This window comes from Rheinheimera sp. EpRS3, from assembly GCF_001513785.1.
In the GTDB taxonomy this organism is placed as follows: domain Bacteria; phylum Pseudomonadota; class Gammaproteobacteria; order Enterobacterales; family Alteromonadaceae; genus Alishewanella.
In genome coordinates this window covers 328,375-348,698 of the sequence record NZ_LNQS01000009.1, presented here as the reverse complement: position 1 = coordinate 348,698, position 20,324 = coordinate 328,375, and the positions used below count along the sequence as shown (strand labels likewise).

Here is a 20,324-nt window from a genome sequence, read left to right as displayed (position 1 = left end):
CTTGCTGTTTAATGGGGAATATATTCAATAAAGTCGTAGTAGGCCCAGGCGTTACCGCCAAAGTACTGGCCGGGAAAGTAAAAGCCATTTTGCGAGTTGTCACCGTGCCAGTGGTTAAGCATAATTTTGGTATTATCTACCGGCCAGGCATATGCAGGTATTTCATCAGCGGCCAGATAACCATCGCCATTATCTTTATAAACCGTCCGGATAGTTTGCTCATTACCCGCAGCATCAAACACATACCAGCGAATTTGGTTTTCACGCCAGTCAAAACCTATTGTCAGCAGGTCTTGCTGAATATTCAGCCCGTACTGGCCAAGATCGATGTCCTGCTCCCAACTTTGATAGGTACCGCCCTGTGGCTGATAAATTACGTTGGTATGCACCACATTGCCAAGCGAGGGCAGAAACTCAATATCAATTTCCTGCCAGGCCCGGCCGGGCGCATCCCACCAAGAGGTATAGGTAAAAATTGACGCGACAGTACCGGGGGTATTACCGGTTCTCAGTGCGCCCTGCACTTTGCCGTAACCGTAACTGCTGTGGCTTTGCAGCTCTGAGCAACTGCCCTGGCTTAGTGCCAGCGTAATACCATGCGAGCTGGGTGAAACCATGCCGGGCGTAAAGGTACAACCAAAAGGCGAGCCATTGTCGCCACTTCTGGCTGACCAGATACTGTTGCTAAACCCCCAACTGAAATCATCTTTAAAGTACTCTGCCTGCACAGCAGCAGTGCTGCAAAGCCAGGTTGTCGCAAATATAACGGGCTTAAGTATGCTGTTCATAGTGATGTCCTGTTGGTATACAAGATACTGCGCCCAAGCCATATAGCAGACTGGTTTGGGCGCCTGGTTAGCGGCTGCTTAGATTAGAAATTAAAACCGGCACGGATGCCGTAGTAACGTGGCATACCAAAGCTGCCTTTGTTGATGCCTTTGCCGGTGTTATTCCAGTACTGCACCATTTCATCGGTGGCATTATTAACAAACACTTCGGCGTACCAGGCCTGGCTTTGCGGTTCATATTTTAATGACGCATTAACCATGGTATAGGCGTCACGTTTATCGGTAATGTACTGCGCCGCTTCATCGCTTACGGCAAAGTCCATGTCATCCAGATGTTTATCCAGGTTCCAGATGGTAGTGTAAGACTTATCTTTCCAGCTTAAATTAAACCAGCTGTGTACATAGCCAAAGCGGCCTAAATCAAAGCTGTGGGTATAGCTGATATTAGCGGTAAACCGTGGCGTCATGGCCAGATCATTGCCTTTGAGGTTGGTAGTCAGCTGGGTATTTTCCGGATCGATTGATTCTTCATACGACAAACCAAACAGGTATTCCGGGTCGTAATCCCACTTGGTTATCCAATCGTCGGTAACACGGGCATGGGTCCAGGTGGCATAACCGGTAATACGGCCATTCTGGTATGGCTTCCAGTCAAACTCAAACTCAATGCCCTTAATGGTAGAGCCCGGCACGTTTTGCGTGTAATAGGCAATAACCGGCTGGTTTTGGAAGTCCAGCACCGGCATGCCGTTTTCATCAAGAATGGGCGCGCCGTTTTCGTCTTCAACCGGCGATAAACGCTCGACATTGCCGATTGAACCGACAGAGGCATACTGCATATCGGTATAATCGGTGTAGAAAAACGCCGCTTGCAAATTCAGTGAGTTATTCAGGAAACTTGATTTAGCGCCCAGTTCTAACGTCAGCACTTTTTCCGGGTCAAACTGGGTTTCAAACCGGCTTACCTCACCGGTTCTGTCGTTCACCACTTCAAATACATCACCGATACCGCCGGCCTTAAATCCTGATGCCAGATAGCTGTACAACATGGTGTCCTGGCTCAGGTTATAATCCAGACCAATTCTGAAATCGTGATTACGCCACTGGCCTTTATTGTCGTTTTCAAAATATGAGGCATACAGTGCCGGATCATTAAAATAATCCACCGGTAACTCATTAAGTACGGTGCGGTTTAACCAGCCCGGCGCGCAGCCATCGGCGTTCGAGCAGCGATAAGTGCGGCCGCCTTTATCCTGCTTGGTTTCGTGGCTGTAGCGGTAACCAAAGGTAGCATGCAAGTCATCCGTAATATTGTAAGTTGCCTGGCCAAACAGCGCATAGGCTTCGGTTGAGCGGTCCGGCTGATCCCAAAATGCTTTGTCATCCATCGGGTTATCGTAATATCCCAGTGTTGTGGTTTTTTCGTGGAAGTAATTCACGCCGGTTATCCAGACCAGATCGCCAAATTCGTCAGATTGCAGCTGAATTTCTGTCGAGTAAGATGTCGCACCGGTGCCTTTAAGGAAATAAATAGCGCCATCCCAGGGGTCAAGGCCGGTTTCACTGTCCTGAGCAGAGGATCTGTCCATGTCTTCATAACCCAGCTGCCATACCAGACTTAATTCATCATTAATGCTGTAGTTCAGTGTGTTGCGCAGATAGGTAATATCCAGGTTCAGTTCACCCGGTACGTTAACCACCGCCTGATAGGTATTATCGCTGGGTAAAAACGACGAACAATCACCGCCAAATTCAGCCGGCCGGCCGCGTAGCTGGTCGCAGTTAACCAGGTCGAGCGTGCCGGCACTGTTGTTCACATATTGCTGAAACACGGTATGGTTGCTAAATAGCCCATGCGCAGGTTGCCACAGCGTGCTGATGCGAAACGAGTGCTCGTTGGCATTATTATAAAAATCGGCTTTATCGGCTGGTGTCAAAGCACGCACCCGCTGCGCTTCCGGGTCAGTACCGGCACCGTCTATCCACCAGTTTTCCCGCTGTGTCACGGTAGAGCCAATGCCCTGGTATGAATCTTCAGAAATCACCGGCGCGTTTAGTACATCCTCGCTGAGGCGGCGTGTATCGTACTGGTTTGGATCCCAGTAGCCTTCCAGATAAGAGTCGCGTTTTAGTCCTTTTGCCGCAATACGCACAGCAAACTCGTCACTTAGCGGAATATTGATGAAACCGCCGAGGTTTTTGCTGTTAAATCTGCCGGCTTCGGCATTAATATTGCCGGCAAAACCAGTAAAGTCGGGCTTGGCTGAAATAACGTTGATACTACCAACGGTAGAGTTACGGCCAAACAAGGTGCCCTGCGGTCCGCGTAGCGCCTCAACCCGCTCAACATCATACATCAGTGCCAAAGCGCCCTGCATCCGTGGCGAGTAAATGCCATCTAAATGCACGCCAACAGCCGGGTCGCCCAGCTCGGTAATATTGGTAGAGCGCACACCCCGCATAGAAATAACCGGTGCGGCCTGATCAGTCGCGGTCGAAATATCAAGCCCCGGCACTAAATCGGCAATATCTTTTACGTTATTAACCCCGCTTTGCCTAAGCTGCGCTTCACTTAGCGAGGATATCGCCACAGGCGTTTCCATCAAGCGGGTTTTACGCTTGGTAGCCGTAACCGAAATCACTTCAATTGCGGTGTCATTTTTTGCTGATGCTTGTTTTGCTGCATCATCCGAAGCCTGCTCAGTTTCCTGTGCAGCCAGCGGCAATGAAAAAGCCATTACAATGGACATGGTTATAGTATTAAGCTTTAGCATGTCTTATCCTCCCCGGATGTACTTAGTTTTTTGCAGGCACAACTACCCTGCTGTTGTTATTTTTTTAAGCACTTTAGTCGGGGTATCGAAGCAAAGGCTATATCATTTCGGTAAAGCGAACTGCTGGTAATACAACCCGATAATCGTTACCGATAGCGCCGGGGGTTTATTGCTTACAAGGATGCTAACTAAGGTAGGACGTGTTTAATTTGTGCCGAAGGGGTTATAAATGCTGATAAATCCTAAAACCATTCTTGCCGGATGTTTTGGCTAAATACATAGCGTGATCTGCCTGCTGGATCAGCCCGGCGGCAGTGTCAACGTCGCGATTAAAAATACTTGCGCCAATACTGGTAGTACAAACATGATACCCGCCGGCAACATAGTAAGGCTGGCTGAGTTCTTTACTGATTTTCGTTGTAATCTGCTCCAACCCTGCCTCAGATGAAGCAGTACGTCGCCCTAAACCATTTATCAGAACGACAAATTCGTCACCACCGTATCTGGCTACCGTGTCAGACTCACGTACACAGTGTAATAAACGCTTAGCAGCTTGCTGTAACAGTTCATCACCTGCTTCATGCCCCTTAGTGTCGTTAAGTGTTTTAAAGTTATCTAAGTCTAAAAACAACACGGCAAAAGAGGTATTTTCCCTCAGTGCAGAGACATACAACTGATTAAGCCTGTCATGTAACAACCGCCTGTTCGCCAGACCGGTTAAGGTATCAAAAAATGCGAGCCGTTTTATCTCCGCCTCAGCAGCTATGGCAGCACTGATATTTCTGGCAATTTTAGAAGCGCCAATAACCTCACCACTATTGTTGTATATTGGTGAAATGGTTACCGATACATCGACTAATTCTCCGTTTTTGTGCTGTCGCTGTGTCTGAAAATGATCAACCTTTTCACCTGCCGCAATTTTACTAAGCAGCTCAGGCTCTTCATGTAACCGCTCTGGCGGAATAATCAATGTCATAGGTTTGCCGACCATTTCAGCTGCCGTATAACCAAATACTTTCTCAGCGCCACGGTTCCAACTGGCAATAATGCCATGAATATTTTTGCTGATAATGGCATCATCAGATGAGTCGACAATAGCTTTAAAATGTGCGAGGTTCAGTTGTGCCAGCTTTCTTTGCGTTTTAGCCAGCCAGCCCAATACACTGTCATCGCCTGCGTCTGCCACTCTAATAGGTGTTAAAAAATCGCCTTTACCAAGCTCATTAAGCGTCCTTTGAAGCTCGCGTACCGAACCGCCTATAATTAAACGCAGTTGTTGACCAACTTTAAATATCAACCATACCAGCAATCCACCTAATACAAACAAGCAGATTATGACCAAAATTAAACGTTGATTACTCGCATTAACAGCGCTTTGTGTTCGGGTGATGATCATTTGCTCAGTTTCAACAATAGGCGCCATAATTTTAGCTTTCATTTTGAGGAAATAATCATCAGCCAGCATGTTGAGTGCTTTGTCCCGCTTAACAGGGTTGGTAGGCGTGTCTTCTTCTACTAACTCAATAGCCTGGTTTTCAACCGCCACTAGGATGTCAGATTTTTCTTTTGAGCGACGTAGATTTTCAAGCTCAGCATCGGTTATACCAGTACGACGCATCAGCTCAATTAATGAAACGGCTTCCGTCAACTCTTCATCAGCTGGCGCAGATAATCCGGTGTCTGTGGCATGAATATCCCAATAGGCAAGCGTATAGTTTTTCGGCCGGGGGCGGATACCATCGCGTATTTCCACAACCGCCTGAAATTGTGCTTTATACAGCGGGTTACCGGTAATAATGTATGTACGCACTAACCTTGCTAAGTCGTTAGAGGATTGCCTTAACTCAGCCGCCAGACGAATAGACTGTTCTCTGTTTTGCACCGCATCTTTATACCGGGCTTGCTCAAAAGTCAGCACAACAAAACTGATACCAAGTAATACAACAATGCCTACCATACAATAAAGGTAAAGCCTGAACGCTTCAGGGTCACTACGCCAGTTTGCCATATGATTAGTTGTTATCCTTTACCAGTTTTGTCGCCACAGCAGAAATTAACTTAAAAATAAAACACTTTAAACAAAATAACGCACACCACGCATCAATATATTATTTATATATTTACTTCAAATAAAATCCTAGCATAAAAAAACACTAATTGACTGAACAATTAGTGTTTTATCATTCGCAAGAAGCGTAAGGGGTTATACCAGAGATTACTTCTGTAGCGGCTTTACCAGCGATAACTGATAGACATCATGCCGCCTGTCGCGCATGGTATGCACACTGCCATGGCTGTGCAGCTCTTTTAATAAGTCGATATTCACATCTACTATCAACAGCATTTCTGAGTTAGGCGTCGCTTCAGCTTTAATACCGGTGGTAGGAAAGGCAAAGTCTGACGGCGTAAACAGCGCCGACTGAGCATACTGAATATCCATATTATTTACCCGTGCCAGGTTACCTACGGCACCGGCGATGGCAACATAACATTCATTCTCTATCGCCCGCGCCATAGCACAGTGGCGTACCCGGGTATAACCGTTTTGCGTATCGGTTAAAAACGGCACAAACAGAATATTCATGCCCTGATCGGATAACAAGCGGGCGTATTCCGGGAATTCAACATCGTAGCAAATCATAATGCCGATTTTGCCGCAGTCGGTATCAAATACCTCAACCTTATTGCCACCGGTCATGGCCCAGTTGCGTTTCTCTGCCGGGGTAACATGCACTTTGTCGTACTGCTCCCAGGTGCCGTCGCGGCGGCATAGAAAGCCACTGTTATACAGCTTGCCTTCAACCAGATACGGCATACTGCCGGTAATAATATTAATGTTGTAGGCAATGGCGTACTCAACAAATTTATCGCGGATGGCTTCAGTATATTTTGCCAGCTGACGGATACTTTCAGTGACACTTAAATGGTTGTAATGCGCCATTAACGGCGCAGCAAACAGCTCAGGAAACAGAATAAAATCGCTTTTGTAATCCGACACCGCATCAACAAAAAACTCCATCTGTTCAAATAACTGCTCAATGCCGGCCATGCTGCGCATTTGCCACTGCACCAGGCCCAGCCGTACTTCCGCTTTAGGCGCATTAATCAGTTTTACTGATTTGGTGTAGTAAATATTAGCCCATTCCAGCAAGGTGGCATATTCCTGTGATTCGACATCACCGCGCAAATAGCCTTTAAGTAACTTGCGCACATGAAAGCCGTTAGCCAGCTGAAAACTGAGCACCGGATCGTGCACTTCTTTGCCTTTCACCTTCTCAATATATTGCTTAGCACTGAGCGTGCCTGCGTGCTGGTTATAGTTTGGCATGCGGCCACCAGCCATAATGGCGCGTAAATTCAGGTTTTCGCACAGCTCTTTGCGGGCATCGTACAAGCGGCGCGCCAAACGCAGGCCGCGATACTCAGGGTGAATAAACACCTCAATGCCGTATAACACGTCGCCGTTAGGATCATGGTTTTTAAAGGAAAAACCGGTAACAATCTGCTCGTAGGTGTGTTCATCACTAAATTTGCTGTAATCAATAATCAGCGAAAAAGCACAGCCGACTACTTTGCCGTCGACACACACACAAAGCTGGCCATCAGGGAATTTAGTCAGCAGTGTATCTACCACCGGCTCGGTCCAGGTAAGCAGAGGCCCGGCCTGATATACCTGCTCTGATGCTTCGCGCAGCTCTGTCATATCCTTGCGGGTAAGGTGGCGCACTTCAACATGATTAGCTTCCATAAGCTCTCCTGTAATTACTGTGTTGTATTAAGGGTAACACAACCTGATGCAACACGGTTGTATTCACAGCCAGGGTCAGCTGCAGGCACTACTAACCAAACTATCGGTAGAGCGACTGGGTTTACAAATTGACCAGCAGGTCTAAGCACAGCCATACTGCGGCGGCTGATAACTCAGCAAAGCCTTACGCAAAGTAATTTTCAGCAGGAAATATGCGGTAAATCGCTGGTATCGCAAATACTCAGCGGCAAGCGCTCGCTAACGCTCGGCCATATCCACGCTTTATCAAAGCGGTTTGGTATACCAGCGGCAATGTTTGTTTAATAGCTTTCAGCACATTTCAACGGTGGTTATCAGTGTTTCCGCACCGCTTATTCTTTAGTGAGTTGTAAAAGGCAAGACCTGATCCTGCACCGCGCGTTTTGAGCAATTTTTACGTGTTTATCCCTATAATTCTCTTTTAAGCAAACTGATCTCAGTACCAGTATGACAATTTTGGATGAAGATAGATTTTGGAATTGGACCAATTGCACCGACTTTATCTTTTGCGTGAAAGAATATTAATCGCCATAGATGCTCTTTACCGAAATCTAAATAAACCTTAGCTTTAGCCTCTGCCCAGTTATGAAAAAGCCGACTTTTACCATACCAATTAATTTGATAAGCCAATGGATCATTTTGTAGAGGTGTTCTACCTATTCCCATCTTGAAAAAGGCTTCATCTAGAGAGCCTCTTAATCCATCTACTACCTAGACCATATTTTCATAGAAAGCTTCTCTTGAAGCCATTTCTTCTGGCTTGATAGGTGAATGTTGAAACTCAACTACCAGACCAAATGGATTTTTCAGATCAGCAATGTGTTTTTCACCGCTTAAAGGATCAATATGACTTACTTCTTGCCAATCCGCAGGAAAGTTATTCTTCCAGTCACGATGCCACTGTGTTTCTGTCTCCCACCAAGGATCACATGGGGGTTTCCCCTTATGCGCCCAGTGCCATATCTTTACTCTTCCGCATTTAGCAATTAGCTCTGCGTCACAGTTGGAGCATATCCCCCTGCCTTTGGGAAACGGCTCAGACTTTGCTTGGTTAACAAAAGCATATTTCATATATGTAACCTATAAGACAATAGACACATGAGTACCCTCAGCGATGGGCCTAACTTGTTGAAATACCTGATAGCGACCAAATAACTAAGTGATTTAACCTTAAACCAGCGGTTACATTTACCGAAAAAACACACTTGGTCAAGCATTTAAATGGCATGCACTTAGTTGGCTGAATAATGCTGGTTTGTGTTGATGGTTAATCAGTTAAATAACCGCTTTTACACCGTTGCGCTGAATGATGGACAATAAACGCAGCGCCGCGCCTTGCGGCTTGGATTTACCCTGCTCCCACTTCTGCACACTTTCACTGCTCATATTCAGAATGGTAGCCAACACGCCTTGGCTAATGCCTTCGCGTAAGCGCAAAGTCCGGATATCTTCCGCACTCATTTGCGGCGGTTTTGCCTGCTCTGTCAGCGCATTGATTTGCCGCATTGTGACTTTATCGATGGTGCCCGTTTGATGAAAACGTTCTGCCATCTGCTGAATTCTTTCAAGTCTATTATCTTTCACTGCCGACCTCTATTAATAAACCTGCCTGTATATCTTTTTGTATCTGTTGCTCATTTGCTGCCAATAAGCTGCGACCAACTAAGCGGTAAGCATCCAAAAGCTTGTCGGGAATTTCTTTTCCCGTTTTACTGACATCAGCTTTGCGCCACCCATCTATAAAATAAATTCTGTCATCCCGTTTCAACGCAATAATACTGCGGTTTGCATCCCGTTTACTGATCCCCTTTGCACCAATGCGTTTTTTCAGTACACCACCAAGATCTGCATCAAATAAACCGCTATTCACTTCAGCAGCGACTTGCATAATATCTGCGTTTGATAGCAGCGTTTTTGACATGAATTTTGCAAAATCATCCGTGATAAAAACCCGCATCCGGCCTCCAATATGTGGTAAAGAGTACTACAGTTTAGCCGTTTCGACCAGTAAGACTTATGGCTGAGAAGCTGTATAACCTGGCGGAACAGGCTGTACTTCAGACATCATGGCCTCGCCACTTTGATTAACCTCGTGTTAACAGTTGTTTTAGTATAGTGCCTCATCAGTGCAGTGGCGCAAGAAATGCCACACTATCCACTTGGCATCGCAGGCGCAGCTTCAAGATGAAAAATTAAGGGGCAGGACAAAATTAAGGGCCGCAAGTCCGATTCCAAAGGGGCCCTTAAAACTGGTCAGCAGAACTGCACTCAATCACTGCAGCACCAGGTTAAGCGCGATACCGCCAAGTAAAACGGCGATGGCGCCATCAAACAGCTGCCAACGCCGGGCAGAGTTTAGCCAGATTTTCAGCTTGGGTGCCAAAGCAGTTAGTGAGGAGAACCAGACTAACGAGGCGATACAGGCGCCGGCCATAAACCATAGCGGCGTTGCTTGCTGGTTTGCTACCCCGCCAATTAAAAACACCGTATCCAGATACACATGCGGGTTTAATAACGTAATGGCCAGTGCCGTTAGCGCGGTTTTGCTATTGCTCATCACCTGAGTGCTGGTATCGGTTTGCAGGCCTTTGCCTCCAGCCCAAGCGCGGCTGGCCGCCTGCCATGCCAACCACAGCAGCAACGCTACACCCAGCCAGGTAAGCAGCGGCACCAGCGGCGGTACCAGTTGCTGCATTTGCTGCACGGCAAATACGCCGAGCACAATCAGCAGACAGTCACAGACAATACACACCGTAGCAATAACCAGCCGGTTTGCCCCGGCCATGCTTTGGCTTAATACCCAGATATTTTGCGCACCTATAGCCACAATTAAACTTAAACCGACACCAAACCCCAGTAAAAACGTCATGCTGCTAACTCACATTGTAAAACCTGGTGCAGAACATACCCTTTAACACTATTATTAATCCAACGAATTATTTTAGGTGTAGATGAATAAAACTAATGATTGATTATCGCTTATTACAGGCGCTTTCAGCAGTGGTGGAACAAGGTGGCTTTGAGCGCGCCGCAAAACTGCTGTGTCTGACGCAGTCGGCTGTCAGCCACCGTATTAAGCAGCTTGAAGCCATTGCCGGCCAGCCGGTGTTGCTGCGCACTGCCCCGCCGGTCGCGACGCCTACCGGGCAGCGGCTGCTGAATCACCTGCAGCAGGTACGGCAAATGGAAGCAACGCTGGGGCTGGAAGCGACCAGTGTTACTACCGTAAGATTGGCGGTAAATGCCGACTCACTGGCTACCTGGCTGCCACAAGCACTGGTTATGCCTGATTATCCGCAGCTGTGTTTTGATTTTGTAGTGGAGGATCAATCAGTTGGTTTAAAACGGATGAAGCAAGGCGATGTTATGGCCTGCCTCTGTGCCAGCAGCCAGGCCATAAACGGTGCTAAGGTGCAGGCACTGGGTGCAATACGTTACCGCGCCGTGGCCAGCCCTGATTTTATCCGGCGCTACCGCTTAGATCAGGATCTATCGGGCCAACTGCCGCAGGCGCCATGTCTGGTATTTAATCAGGATGATCAACTGCAGCATCAGTACCTGTTGGATATTTGCGGCCAGACACCGCAAAAAACCCATTTATGCCCCTCGTCAGAAGGTTTTTTACGCGCCACTCTGGCAGGGCTGGGTTTTGGCCTACTGCCCGAACTGCAAATGCAGCCTTATCTGGAAAATAAGCAGCTGGTTGATTTAACGCCAAACTATCATCTGGATACGCCGCTGTACTGGCACTACTGGCAAAGCGAAAGCCCGTTAATGGCTCAGTTGCGCCAGCAAATTACCACCACCGCGCAACAACAACTGTATTGTGTTAGTTAAACAAACCGGGTTAGCCAAACAGGCTGGCAGCAATGGGCTTATGTTGCTTATTGCTGCCGCTCATTTTCCAGACTGTGCCAAACCCGCAAAATGATAATTGCGCTGCTATGCAGCGAATAGCGCACCACGTAGTTGCCAAACACCATATCACGCAAAGACTCCGGCACCGGTGCCATAGCAACCGGTACGCCGATGGCGGGGAAATCGGCTAATAACTTAATTTTGGCGACTAACTCAGCGGCAATCCGGCGCGCGGCAGCAGGGCTATGCTCTGCAATAAACTGCCGCAGCCGCTTGAGATCTTCCACTGCTTCAACGGTGTAAACCAGTTTCACCTGGTTAGATCCGGTGCGTCCTGCTCGTATTCCGTACCCCAGCTATCCAGCCAGTTGTGTACCTCGCCGGCATCGACTACTTTACCGTCGGCTGCCGACGCCATTGCAGTCAGGGTTTGCTGCCAGCGTGCCTGCTCGCTGTGCTGTTTGGCAATATATTGCGCCAGCGCTTCGTTAATAACCCAACCTTTGCTGCGCTGCAGCTTGCTGGCAATGGCTTCCAGCTGTTGCTCAACTTCAGCTTGCAACCGTACCGTGGTAACACTCATGGCAACACCCCTGACTAACTACAATGTATTACAGTATAGTCAGCCAAACTACAGCAAGCAATTTAACACTTAAAATCACCTGGATCGCTTACCTGCTATTTCACTTCGCAGCCATCTAAAGGTTAATCCGCGGCTTTGGGCGCACTGAAGGCTTTGCTGTAAAAACCGGATGGGTCGAAACAACACACCCGCCGTTTGCCCTCTGCCAGCATGTTACAGGCATCACTGATCCGCTTGGCACGGGTTTTCGCCTGTTTGGCTGAGGTTATCCAGTGGATCCAATCCAGCCGGGCAATAGTGGTGGTGTCATGCCAGACAGCACGGGCTTCAGCTGATGCGACCAGTGCCTGCTGTAAATCGGTTGGCACTTCAGGTTCAGGCTCTTGCTCTACCGCTTTAATATCAAAGCTGGCAACACTGCCAAAATCGGCACCGGCGGCGTCGAGCAACTTATCATTTAACGCTAACCAGTGGCTTAGCTGGCCATCCGGCTCTAATGTGGCCTGAAATGCCACGCCGTTGATATGACCTGTTACCGTAGTTCTACCCCTTCTGGGCAGTTTTTCACTGGCTTCTTTAGGCAGCACCACAAAAGCCTGCAACAGAGCATCTCCCGGCTGCGCCGGACTAAGCACGGTTGCAGCAAACTCAGAGTAGGTGTCGTTTAAAATCATGATAAGTCCGTGGCCTTATTGTTGATTTTCTGTCAGCCGCGCTGCGGCGATATCGGCCAATTTGCTATCAAGCTCTGCCCGGCTTAGCCATTGGCCGCGCACCATGACGCCAGCGGGCTGATATAGCACCGATAAGTCATCCAAAGGGTTACCGTCAACCAGCAGTAAATCGGCACGCTGGCCGGTTTTTACCTGACCAAAGCGGTCTTTATCGGCAAAATACTCGCCTACCAGCACGGTGCCGCTGCGTAAAATGTCGTAGTTACTGATGCCCGCTGCCGCCATTTGGGGTATTTCACGGCGCAGTGACAGGCCGGGTACACTATATAACTGCGGCGCATCGGTGCCCATTAAGATAGTGACATCAGCGTCATTTAACGCCCGCAGTAAGCGTTGGCGGTTTTGTGCATGCAACGCAGCAGTGTCGCCACTGTAGTAAGCGCCACCAGGTTGTTGCACATAACGCTGCCAGCCGGAGATTACCCGCGCCGGCATATATTTCAGTTCATCATAGTTTTGCAGCTGCGCCGGGTCAGAGGCGCCGATAATGGTTTGCCATAGCGCCTGAGTAGGCACTACGGCTACATTGTTGGTTTTCGTCAGCGCTATCAGCGGTGCCATATCGGCAGCCGTTAGCTCTTTATCAAAACCGCCCAGTGCTGCCATATAACCATCCAGATGATCAATGGTACGGCTACCAAGCAGAATAGCCTGCTCAATGCCTACGTCTTCGGGCACATGGCCGGCAAAGTCGATGCCTTGCTGTTTCGCCTCATCGGCTATGGCCTGATAGTGTTCCAGGCTTAAACCCGGATGAATCTTCAGTAAATCCCAACCCTGTTGCTTGTGCTGGCGCACCCGCTCACGCGCTTGTTCTGGTGATGTTACTGTATGCTGATTAAAGCTGGGCCCGGCCAGATACAGCGTTGGCCCGAGGCGCTTACCACTGGCGATATCGTCTTTTAAAAGCAATTGCTTATCATGCCCCAGCATACCACGCACTGTGGTAACGCCACCGGCCAGATACAGCGTTAATACATCATCTAAATAACGCGCCGGTATGCCGCTAAAATCTGCCAGCGGCGGCACATGGCCATGCATTTCTGCCAGGCCCGGCATCAGGTAACGGCCCGCGCCGTCAATTACCGTTGCGCCTTGTGGTATTGCCAGTTCTGCTGCCGGCGCAACAGCAACTATACGATCGCCTTGCACCAGTACGCGCTGATTGCGTAGTACCTGGTCGGAGTCCATCGGCAGTACATGCACCTGATCAAACACCGTAACAGCGGAATCGGCCGACTGCTTTTGCTGCGCCAGCAGCCAGCTATACAAGTCCTCACCGGCATAAACCTGGCGCCAGGCGTCGTGTTCAGCTTGCTCTAACATGCTAAAACGCACATTGCTGTGGCCAAGCTGGCGCAGGGTTTCAATGCCGGGGTAAAAGTAGTTTTTATTAATGGCCGAATCACGCCCGGCAGCAAATACCCACAGCGGTGTTTTAGCCTTGGCAATTGGCGCCATTAAATCCGGATGGCCCCAGCCAACAACTGGTGCTACAGCAGCGAATAACTGCGGGTGCTTACTGGCCATAAACCAGCTGCCAAAGCCGCCATAACTGATGCCGGTTAAATATAACCTGCTGGCATCGGTATTGTAATTCGCCTGCACATTTTGCAGCATTGCCAGCACATCTTGCTCTGCCCGCTCCCAGCCGTCAGGCAACAGCGGTGGTACTGTGCTCATATCGCTCACTGGCTCAGCCGGTGCAATGGGTCTGGTGGAGGGGAACATGTCAGGGCGTGGTGGCACGCCATCAGTTAAGCGTTTGGGAATATCAGCAGCCGAGCGGTTAGCGATATAAGGCAGCTTACCCATAGCAAACATCTGCAATTGCGGCACAACGATAATAAACGGCAGATCACGCTTTTGCACCCAGGCTTCATACAAAGGGCCATGAACTAAAGTATAATCCAGCTCGTCCAGGCCATTACCGCGCTCGCCATTGCCGTGTAAAAACAGCATTACCGGCCATTTTTTGTCACTGTTTTGCTGGTAGCCGGCCGGTAAATAAACAAAATACTGCCGTTTTGTACTGTCGATGCTGCTTTGATAATCCAGCCGCAACAGTTGCGCAGCCGTGGTTGCTTGTGCTGAAGTACTGTCGCTGCTAACGCAAGCCGCCAGCAGCAATACTGTTAACACCACTAATGATACGAATATACCAAACTGCTTTTTCATCTGTGCCCCACTGCCGAAAGTTTTATACCTTACTGTATCACTGGCGAAACATCTGTGCTGCACGTTTTGCCATTTCCTCTTCAGGTACATCTTCAATATGAGTAGATACCATCCAGCGATGGCCAAAAGGGTCTTGCAGGCAACCACTGCGATCCCCCCAGAACTGATCCGCCACCGCCATGGTAAGCGTTGCGCCTGCCGTTGTTGCGCGTGCGACAAAAGCATCAACATCCGGCACATACACCATTAGTGTTACCGGGCTGTCGCCAAGCATATCCGGGCTTTTATTGCCCCAGTCATCGCTTTGCTCACTTAGCATAAATACCGCAGCGCCAATACGCATTTCGGCGTGCATAACCGCGCCGCCGGGCATATCCATACGCATTATTGTTTCTGCACCAAAGGCGTTCTGATAAAAATCCAGTGCCGCTGCTGCGTTTTTAATGACCAGATATGGCAGTACTGCTGCATAACCTGCCGGAATAGCCTGAATCTTAGACATAACCCTCTCCTTTCTGTAGTTAAGCTGAAATTAAAAGCGGTTTTAGTATAGCTGGCGTTCAGCGGCTTGCCGTATTAGGCATATCAGAGCAGAAAACAATGCCTGTGTTGGCAATTTCAGTGTCTGGCGCGGGCTATTCAGCCTATACTACAAAACGTTTTAGCCTTAGCGCAGGTTTGCATGTCTGATCCGATAGTTCCGCCGCAACTCACCACTCTGCTGCGCCAGCAAGCTGAACAACAACTCAGAACAGGCACGGCGCAGTTAAGCACTGCTTTTACCGCAAGTGCCGATGCGCTGGGCGTGTTGTACCGGCTTAGTAGTGTCGGCAATACTGCCGCTGACGGGCTGAAATTACTGCATGAATTGCAAATTCACCAGGTAGAGCTGGATTTACAGTTAGAGCAACTGCAGCACAATGAAGGCGAATACAGCCATGAGCTTGCCTGCTACCGGCAGTTCTTTGCTATGGCCCCGGTGGGCTGCTTTATTCTCAGCCTTGACGGTATAATTACCGACTGCAATGCCGCAGCAATCCGCTTATTTGCTGATGCAGCAGACTATCAACCCGGGCAGCAACCCCAGCAGCTTTGCGGCCGCCCACTGCTGTCACTGTTTAGCGCCACATGCCAGCCTATGCTTAGCGCCGCTCTGGCCCGGGTACAGCGTAACCAGCAAAGCGCTACGCTGATTGTCACTACTACCGCCAACACGGTAGAAACCTGCAGTTTACGCCTGGCGATAAACCTCAGCCCTGATCATAAAGCCATATTGATCATGCTAACGTGAACGCTACCAACACAGCCAGCCCAGCAAAAGCCGTAGCCGGTACTACAGCAAAAACCATCGTTGGTATTGGCGCTTCCGCCGGTGGCTTGCAGGCACTGGAGCAATTTTTGTCGCACACGCCGACAGATACCGGCCTTGCATGGATAATAGTGCAACATCTGGACCCGACGCAAAAAGCCATGTTAGCGGAGTTACTGCAGCGCGCCACCAGCATGAAAGTGCAACAGGTGACACAAGGCATGCCCATCAGCGCTAATCAGGTATATGTGATCCCCCCTAACACTGAGCTTAGGCTGCATAATGGCGCATTAAACCTGGTTAAACCAAAAGAGCCGCGCGGCAGACGCCTGCCGGTCAATATCTTGTTTCAGTCGCTTGCCGACAACCTGGGAACAGCGGCTGTCGGCGTCATTTTATCCGGCATGGGTAGCGACGGTACTCTGGGGGCTCAGGCTATTAAAACAGCGGGCGGCCTGATTGCCGTGCAGCAACCTGACTCGGCACAGTTTAATTCGATGCCGCAGTCCGCTATTGCCAGCGGCTGCGTCAATATTATTGCTAAAGCTGCTGATTTACCTGCCAAAATACTGGCAACAGTGGCACACAAACCACCGGAGCCCATGCCGTTAGCAACAGAGCCGGCAAAGCTGGAACCAGCAGACAGCTCCCTGCAACAGATCATTACCCGGCTGCAAAGCCATACCCGGCATGATTTCTCGTTATATAAAACCAGCACGCTGCACCGGCGCATTGAGCGGCGCATGGCTATCCATACGCTTGACTCAACACAGCAATATGCTGATTACCTGGCCGACAACCCGCAGGAAAATGACTTACTGTTTAAAGAGTTGTTGATTGGCGTAACACATTTTTTTCGCGATACAGCCGTTTGGGACTGTCTGGCCGACAGCGTGCTGCCAGCGCTACTGCAGCAACAAAGCGGCGACACAGCGCTACGTGCTTGGTGTGTTGGCTGCTCTACCGGCGAAGAGGCTTATTCACTGGCAATAGTATTTTGCCAGTTGCTGCAGCACCAACCAGAGCTACAGCATTTTAGCCTGAAAATTTTCGCCTCTGATATTAGCCCGGATGCGATTGCCACAGCCCGTCGCGGCCAATATCCATTGGCTATCAGCGACCATGTTTGTGCCACGCGGTTAGAGCAATTTTTTACCCGCCACGACAGCTACTACCAAATTAAACAGCATATCCGCGACATGGTATTATTTGCCCAGCATGACGTAATACTTGATCCGCCATTCACCCGGCAGGATGTTATTATTTGCCGCAACCTGCTGATCTATTTTGATGCTAAGTTGCAGCACAAGTTAATGCCGCTGTTGCATTACAGCCTGCGTCGTAACGGCATTTTGCTGCTTGGCAGCTCAGAAACCATTGGCCGCTACCAGGATTTATTTGTGCCGTTGCAGGCAAAATTACGCTTTTATCAGCGCCAGGTGCCTTCGCTCAATACCAGCCGTAACCTGCCGGTACATTCGTTTCCACCCTTATCAACCCTCGCCAAGGAGCATCCGGTGGCTATTAACAAAACACCTTCACCCCAGGCTGACAACCTGCAAAGTGCTGCAGATCAGGTGCTGCTGCAAGTTTACGCCCCTGCGGCGGTGGTGCTGAACAATAGCGGTGACATTGTCTACATCAGCGGGCGTACCGGTAAATATCTGGAGCCGGCAGCCGGCAAAGCCAACTGGAATTTCCATGCCATGGTACGTGAAGGGCTGCGCTCACCGCTGGCGGCCGCACTGCAGCAGGCGGCATTGCAGCCTGCAGAAACCAAAGGTACGCCATTGCAATTACACCGTTTGCCGCTGTCAACCGGCGACAATGCCATGCTGGTGGATGTAACAGTGCAGGCACTGCGGGAACCGGCGCCACTACAAGGTATGACAATGATCGTGTTTCGCGATGTTAGCGCTACCGGTGCTAAAGATACGCCCAGCGGCATCGATTTTTCCCTGGCAGCAGTGCAGCAACAGTATCTTGATGAAATTCAGGCTTTACGTGAAGAAACCCGCACCTCAAAAGAAGAGCTGCAGTCAACCAATGAAGAATTGCAATCGACCAATGAAGAGCTGCAGTCAACCAATGAAGAGCTGACCACATCGAAAGAAGAAATGCAGTCGATGAATGAAGAGCTGCAAACCATTAATACTGAATTGCAAACCAAACTGGATGATCTGGCATTGGCGCAAAGCGATCTGCAAAATACGCTTAACAGTGTCGAAATTGCTATTTTATTTTTAGATCAACAACTCAATGTACGCCGCTATACCGATCGGGCGGCAAATATTATCAATCTGCGTGAAAGCGATTTAGGCCGGCCGCTCAGCGACTTAACCAGCAGCCTGCAGTATCCATCGTTACACGACGATGCGCTCGATACCCTGCGCACGCTGAAATTCTGTGAAAAACAAATTCCCACCACCGACGGGCGCTGGTTTTCGGTACGCATTATGCCGTACCGGCGGCTGGATAATGTCATAGACGGCGTGGTTATTACATTGGTCGATATCAGTGCCACCAAAAAGCTTGAAGCGGCACTGCGTGAGCAATCTGTAAGCCAGAATACAGCTCTGAGGGAGTAATATTGCCTTAGCGCTTTTAATCGCTGATGAGCTTGCCCTGTTCAAACACGTGCACCGAAAAGGGCTCACCACTTGCGTAAAGCACCGACTGGCCGTGAAGCTGGTGATCAACATACTCGTCACTCTGAAACAGGCTGCCATCTTCATTAAAGCTATATACTTTGCCTTGTATTCTGCCTTGCTCATCATACTGCATCAGCCCCAGCAAGTGGCCATTGGCAGAAAATGCCTGCCACTTACCCACTTCGTGCCCGGCTTTATAGCTGCCATGCCATAACTTAAGTTCGCTGTAGCTGTTTTCATCTTGAAGCTGCCAGGCACCTTCGCGCTGGCCGTTTACATACCGACCCTTGGCTTGTATCTGGCCATCAAAATTCCGGCGTAAATAATCGCCGTGTAATTTGTCGTTTTTATAAAATTCTAGCCGCATTACTGTGCCATCGGCTGTCACTTCTTTTTGTTCGCCGGCGAGCTGCCCTTGCTGGTTAAAGTGCTCAGTCAGCGTTATATCACGGGTTTTGTTTAGCCACTGCCCTACTTTAACGCCATGCTGATATTGGCCGCGCACAAAACTGTTGCTGTCTTCAGAGCCTTCACGATAATCGCCATGCATTTTACCGTTAACATAGCTGAGCCGTTTTATATCGCCATTCCAGGCCTTAGCTATGTACAGCCCCTGATACTGATCATTGAGCATTTCTTCACGCGCGGTCAGTTCACCGTCGGTATTAAAGCTTTCCCGTAAACTCCAGTTTTTTGCAGTATTACGCTGATATTTGTAACTTAGCTTTGCATCGGCAGTAAAACGTTGTTCAATGCTGACAGAGCCCTCTGCCAGATACTGTGTATCGGTTTGCGTACTGACATTACCGTTTTTGTGATAGTCGATACGCTGTATTTCACGGCCGTCGGCGTCGTAGCTTTGCTGTTGCGCTAATAACCCCGGCCCGCTGAACTGTTGCTGCAGCCCCACCAGAATGCCATATTGGTAATTTTTTACTGAACCTAATACGCCTTCTGCCTGGTAGTAACGCTCTTCACCATGCAACTTGCCATCGAGGTAATGTTGCTGATAAACCAGCCAGCCTTCTTTAGCCCAATACAGCCGCTCGCCCTGGTTCTCACCTGCCACCGTATTAACGCGTTGTTCCGGCTTGCCATTGTCATAAAAGGTTTCATACAAGCCCTCCATGCCATTGGCACCATAGGTTGCGCGTGATGCCAACTGGCCGTTAGCATGAAAACTTTGCACCAGACCAGATTGCTCGCCATTAACACGCTGCTCATGGCGGTGCAGCTGGCCATTTTGATGGTAGGTTTTTTGCTCACCGTTAAGCTGGCCGTTTTGATACTGATATTCGCCTTTTAGCGTGCCATCTTCCCAATAATGCCGGTGGGTGCCGTGATAACTGCCATTGGCGTTACTGCTACCTGTGCGTGACAGCTGGCCGTTGTCGTAGAAAAACTCAAAATCGCCAACCGGATAATGCCCGGCTAAATCCGGCCCGTTCAGGCTACCAGTAAAAAACGGCTTATCTGTCGAAAGATAAAATAACTGTAAGGGCCAGACACCGTTTTGCTGCTGCGGCGCCTGGTTAATGTAATACATTACTTCGCCCGGCTCATCGCTGGGCTGCCATTGTTGGTCTAACAAAATGCGCTGTGCCGCTACGTTAAACGATAGCAACAGCGCGCTTAATATTAATAAGGCTTTCATGTTGCGCT

General features: G+C 49.2%; 19 protein-coding genes. 4 read left to right on the top strand and 15 right to left on the bottom strand.

Features of this window, described 5'->3' with window-relative positions; translation table 11 throughout:
• Window positions 1-8 precede the first annotated feature (8 nt).
• The 4 genes from AR688_RS14040 to AR688_RS14025 all read right to left on the bottom strand — a co-directional run bounded on the left by AR688_RS14040 (window position 9) and on the right by AR688_RS14025 (window position 7,310).
• Complete coding sequence (locus tag AR688_RS14040) at window positions 9-788, bottom strand: family 16 glycosylhydrolase (protein ID WP_068235926.1); 780 nt, start codon at window positions 786-788, stop codon at window positions 9-11.
• Window positions 789-871: 83 nt separating this feature from the next.
• The gene (locus AR688_RS14035; protein ID WP_068235119.1) at window positions 872-3,562 is read right to left on the bottom strand and encodes a TonB-dependent receptor; all 2,691 of its coding nucleotides are present in this window, start codon (window positions 3,560-3,562) and stop codon (window positions 872-874) included.
• A 223-nt stretch (window positions 3,563-3,785) separates the two neighbouring features.
• The gene (locus AR688_RS14030) at window positions 3,786-5,570 is read right to left on the bottom strand and encodes a diguanylate cyclase domain-containing protein (RefSeq protein WP_082694785.1); all 1,785 of its coding nucleotides are present in this window, start codon (window positions 5,568-5,570) and stop codon (window positions 3,786-3,788) included.
• Between the two features lie 207 nt (window positions 5,571-5,777).
• On the bottom strand, window positions 5,778-7,310 hold the full coding sequence (locus AR688_RS14025; RefSeq protein ID WP_068235113.1) for a bifunctional GNAT family N-acetyltransferase/carbon-nitrogen hydrolase family protein: 1,533 nt from the start codon (window positions 7,308-7,310) through the stop codon (window positions 5,778-5,780).
• Between the two features lie 153 nt (window positions 7,311-7,463).
• Between AR688_RS14025 and AR688_RS20000 the strand changes: the two genes are divergently transcribed.
• Window positions 7,464-7,634 (top strand): helix-turn-helix domain-containing protein, encoded by a 171-nt coding sequence (locus AR688_RS20000; protein ID WP_082694803.1) that lies wholly within the window; start codon window positions 7,464-7,466, stop codon window positions 7,632-7,634.
• 123 nt (window positions 7,635-7,757) lie between these two features.
• On the opposite strand, the gene AR688_RS14020 is transcribed toward AR688_RS20000, so the two are convergent.
• The 5 genes from AR688_RS14020 to AR688_RS14000 form a co-directional block, all read right to left on the bottom strand.
• Entirely contained in the window at window positions 7,758-8,015 is a 258-nt protein-coding gene (locus tag AR688_RS14020) for a hypothetical protein (protein WP_068235112.1), read from the bottom strand.
• 45 nt (window positions 8,016-8,060) lie between these two features.
• Entirely contained in the window at window positions 8,061-8,420 is a 360-nt protein-coding gene (locus AR688_RS14015; RefSeq protein WP_068235104.1) for a competence protein CoiA, read from the bottom strand.
• A gap of 204 nt (window positions 8,421-8,624) precedes the next feature.
• Window positions 8,625-8,900, bottom strand: a complete 276-nt coding sequence (locus tag AR688_RS14010) for a helix-turn-helix domain-containing protein (RefSeq protein WP_068235103.1) — start codon at window positions 8,898-8,900, stop codon at window positions 8,625-8,627.
• 22 nt (window positions 8,901-8,922) lie between these two features.
• Window positions 8,923-9,306: a type II toxin-antitoxin system RelE/ParE family toxin gene (locus AR688_RS14005; protein WP_068235102.1), complete on the bottom strand. Its 384-nt coding sequence runs from the start codon at window positions 9,304-9,306 to the stop codon at window positions 8,923-8,925.
• Window positions 9,307-9,621: 315 nt separating this feature from the next.
• A complete protein-coding gene (locus AR688_RS14000) occupies window positions 9,622-10,218 on the bottom strand; it encodes a LysE/ArgO family amino acid transporter (protein ID WP_068235099.1) in 597 nt (198 codons plus the stop codon).
• 95 nt (window positions 10,219-10,313) lie between these two features.
• Between AR688_RS14000 and AR688_RS13995 the strand changes: the two genes are divergently transcribed.
• Complete coding sequence (locus AR688_RS13995; protein WP_068235096.1) at window positions 10,314-11,186, top strand: LysR family transcriptional regulator ArgP; 873 nt, start codon at window positions 10,314-10,316, stop codon at window positions 11,184-11,186.
• 47 nt (window positions 11,187-11,233) lie between these two features.
• On the opposite strand, the gene AR688_RS13990 is transcribed toward AR688_RS13995, so the two are convergent.
• From AR688_RS13990 to AR688_RS13965, 5 genes are all read right to left on the bottom strand, one after another.
• Window positions 11,234-11,521 (bottom strand): type II toxin-antitoxin system RelE/ParE family toxin, encoded by a 288-nt coding sequence (locus AR688_RS13990; RefSeq protein WP_068235093.1) that lies wholly within the window; start codon window positions 11,519-11,521, stop codon window positions 11,234-11,236.
• Window positions 11,518-11,790, bottom strand: a complete 273-nt coding sequence (locus AR688_RS13985) for a CopG family ribbon-helix-helix protein (RefSeq protein WP_068235090.1) — start codon at window positions 11,788-11,790, stop codon at window positions 11,518-11,520. Before AR688_RS13985 ends, AR688_RS13990 begins: the two co-directional genes overlap by 4 nt.
• 122 nt (window positions 11,791-11,912) lie before the next feature.
• Window positions 11,913-12,464: a YdeI/OmpD-associated family protein gene (locus AR688_RS13980; RefSeq protein WP_068235088.1), complete on the bottom strand. Its 552-nt coding sequence runs from the start codon at window positions 12,462-12,464 to the stop codon at window positions 11,913-11,915.
• 15 nt (window positions 12,465-12,479) lie between these two features.
• Window positions 12,480-14,702 (bottom strand): amidohydrolase family protein, encoded by a 2,223-nt coding sequence (locus AR688_RS19995; RefSeq protein ID WP_082694784.1) that lies wholly within the window; start codon window positions 14,700-14,702, stop codon window positions 12,480-12,482.
• Between the two features lie 37 nt (window positions 14,703-14,739).
• The gene (locus tag AR688_RS13965; protein WP_068235084.1) at window positions 14,740-15,204 is read right to left on the bottom strand and encodes a VOC family protein; all 465 of its coding nucleotides are present in this window, start codon (window positions 15,202-15,204) and stop codon (window positions 14,740-14,742) included.
• 180 nt (window positions 15,205-15,384) lie between these two features.
• Here AR688_RS13965 and AR688_RS13960 point away from each other — a divergent pair, with 180 nt between their 5' ends.
• Window positions 15,385-15,993: a PAS domain-containing protein gene (locus tag AR688_RS13960; protein WP_068235082.1), complete on the top strand. Its 609-nt coding sequence runs from the start codon at window positions 15,385-15,387 to the stop codon at window positions 15,991-15,993.
• Window positions 15,990-18,599: a chemotaxis protein CheB gene (locus AR688_RS13955; protein ID WP_231732079.1), complete on the top strand. Its 2,610-nt coding sequence runs from the start codon at window positions 15,990-15,992 to the stop codon at window positions 18,597-18,599. The genes AR688_RS13960 and AR688_RS13955 overlap by 4 nt, the downstream gene beginning before the upstream one ends.
• A gap of 16 nt (window positions 18,600-18,615) precedes the next feature.
• On the opposite strand, the gene AR688_RS13950 is transcribed toward AR688_RS13955, so the two are convergent.
• The gene (locus AR688_RS13950) at window positions 18,616-20,316 is read right to left on the bottom strand and encodes a toxin-antitoxin system YwqK family antitoxin (RefSeq protein ID WP_068235080.1); all 1,701 of its coding nucleotides are present in this window, start codon (window positions 20,314-20,316) and stop codon (window positions 18,616-18,618) included.
• Window positions 20,317-20,324 lie beyond the last annotated feature (8 nt).

Excerpts from the sequence above, each read along its gene's own strand:
- AR688_RS14040 (WP_068235926.1), bottom strand. The coding sequence starts at position 788 with ATGAACAGCATACTTAAGCCCGTTATATTTGCGACAACCTGGCTTTGC.
- AR688_RS14035 (WP_068235119.1), bottom strand. The coding sequence starts at position 3,562 with ATGCTAAAGCTTAATACTATAACCATGTCCATTGTAATGGCTTTTTCA.
- AR688_RS14030 (WP_082694785.1), bottom strand. The coding sequence starts at position 5,570 with ATGGCAAACTGGCGTAGTGACCCTGAAGCGTTCAGGCTTTACCTTTAT.
- AR688_RS14025 (WP_068235113.1), bottom strand. The coding sequence starts at position 7,310 with ATGGAAGCTAATCATGTTGAAGTGCGCCACCTTACCCGCAAGGATATG.
- AR688_RS14020 (WP_068235112.1), bottom strand. The coding sequence starts at position 8,015 with ATGGGAATAGGTAGAACACCTCTACAAAATGATCCATTGGCTTATCAA.
- AR688_RS14015 (WP_068235104.1), bottom strand. The coding sequence starts at position 8,420 with ATGAAATATGCTTTTGTTAACCAAGCAAAGTCTGAGCCGTTTCCCAAA.
- AR688_RS14010 (WP_068235103.1), bottom strand. The coding sequence starts at position 8,900 with ATGGCAGAACGTTTTCATCAAACGGGCACCATCGATAAAGTCACAATG.
- AR688_RS14005 (WP_068235102.1), bottom strand. The coding sequence starts at position 9,306 with ATGCGGGTTTTTATCACGGATGATTTTGCAAAATTCATGTCAAAAACG.
- AR688_RS14000 (WP_068235099.1), bottom strand. The coding sequence starts at position 10,218 with ATGACGTTTTTACTGGGGTTTGGTGTCGGTTTAAGTTTAATTGTGGCT.
- AR688_RS13995 (WP_068235096.1), top strand. The coding sequence starts at position 10,314 with ATGATTGATTATCGCTTATTACAGGCGCTTTCAGCAGTGGTGGAACAA.
- AR688_RS13985 (WP_068235090.1), bottom strand. The coding sequence starts at position 11,790 with ATGAGTGTTACCACGGTACGGTTGCAAGCTGAAGTTGAGCAACAGCTG.
- AR688_RS13980 (WP_068235088.1), bottom strand. The coding sequence starts at position 12,464 with ATGATTTTAAACGACACCTACTCTGAGTTTGCTGCAACCGTGCTTAGT.
- AR688_RS19995 (WP_082694784.1), bottom strand. The coding sequence starts at position 14,702 with ATGAAAAAGCAGTTTGGTATATTCGTATCATTAGTGGTGTTAACAGTA.
- AR688_RS13965 (WP_068235084.1), bottom strand. The coding sequence starts at position 15,204 with ATGTCTAAGATTCAGGCTATTCCGGCAGGTTATGCAGCAGTACTGCCA.
- AR688_RS13960 (WP_068235082.1), top strand. The coding sequence starts at position 15,385 with ATGTCTGATCCGATAGTTCCGCCGCAACTCACCACTCTGCTGCGCCAG.
- AR688_RS13950 (WP_068235080.1), bottom strand. The coding sequence starts at position 20,316 with ATGAAAGCCTTATTAATATTAAGCGCGCTGTTGCTATCGTTTAACGTA.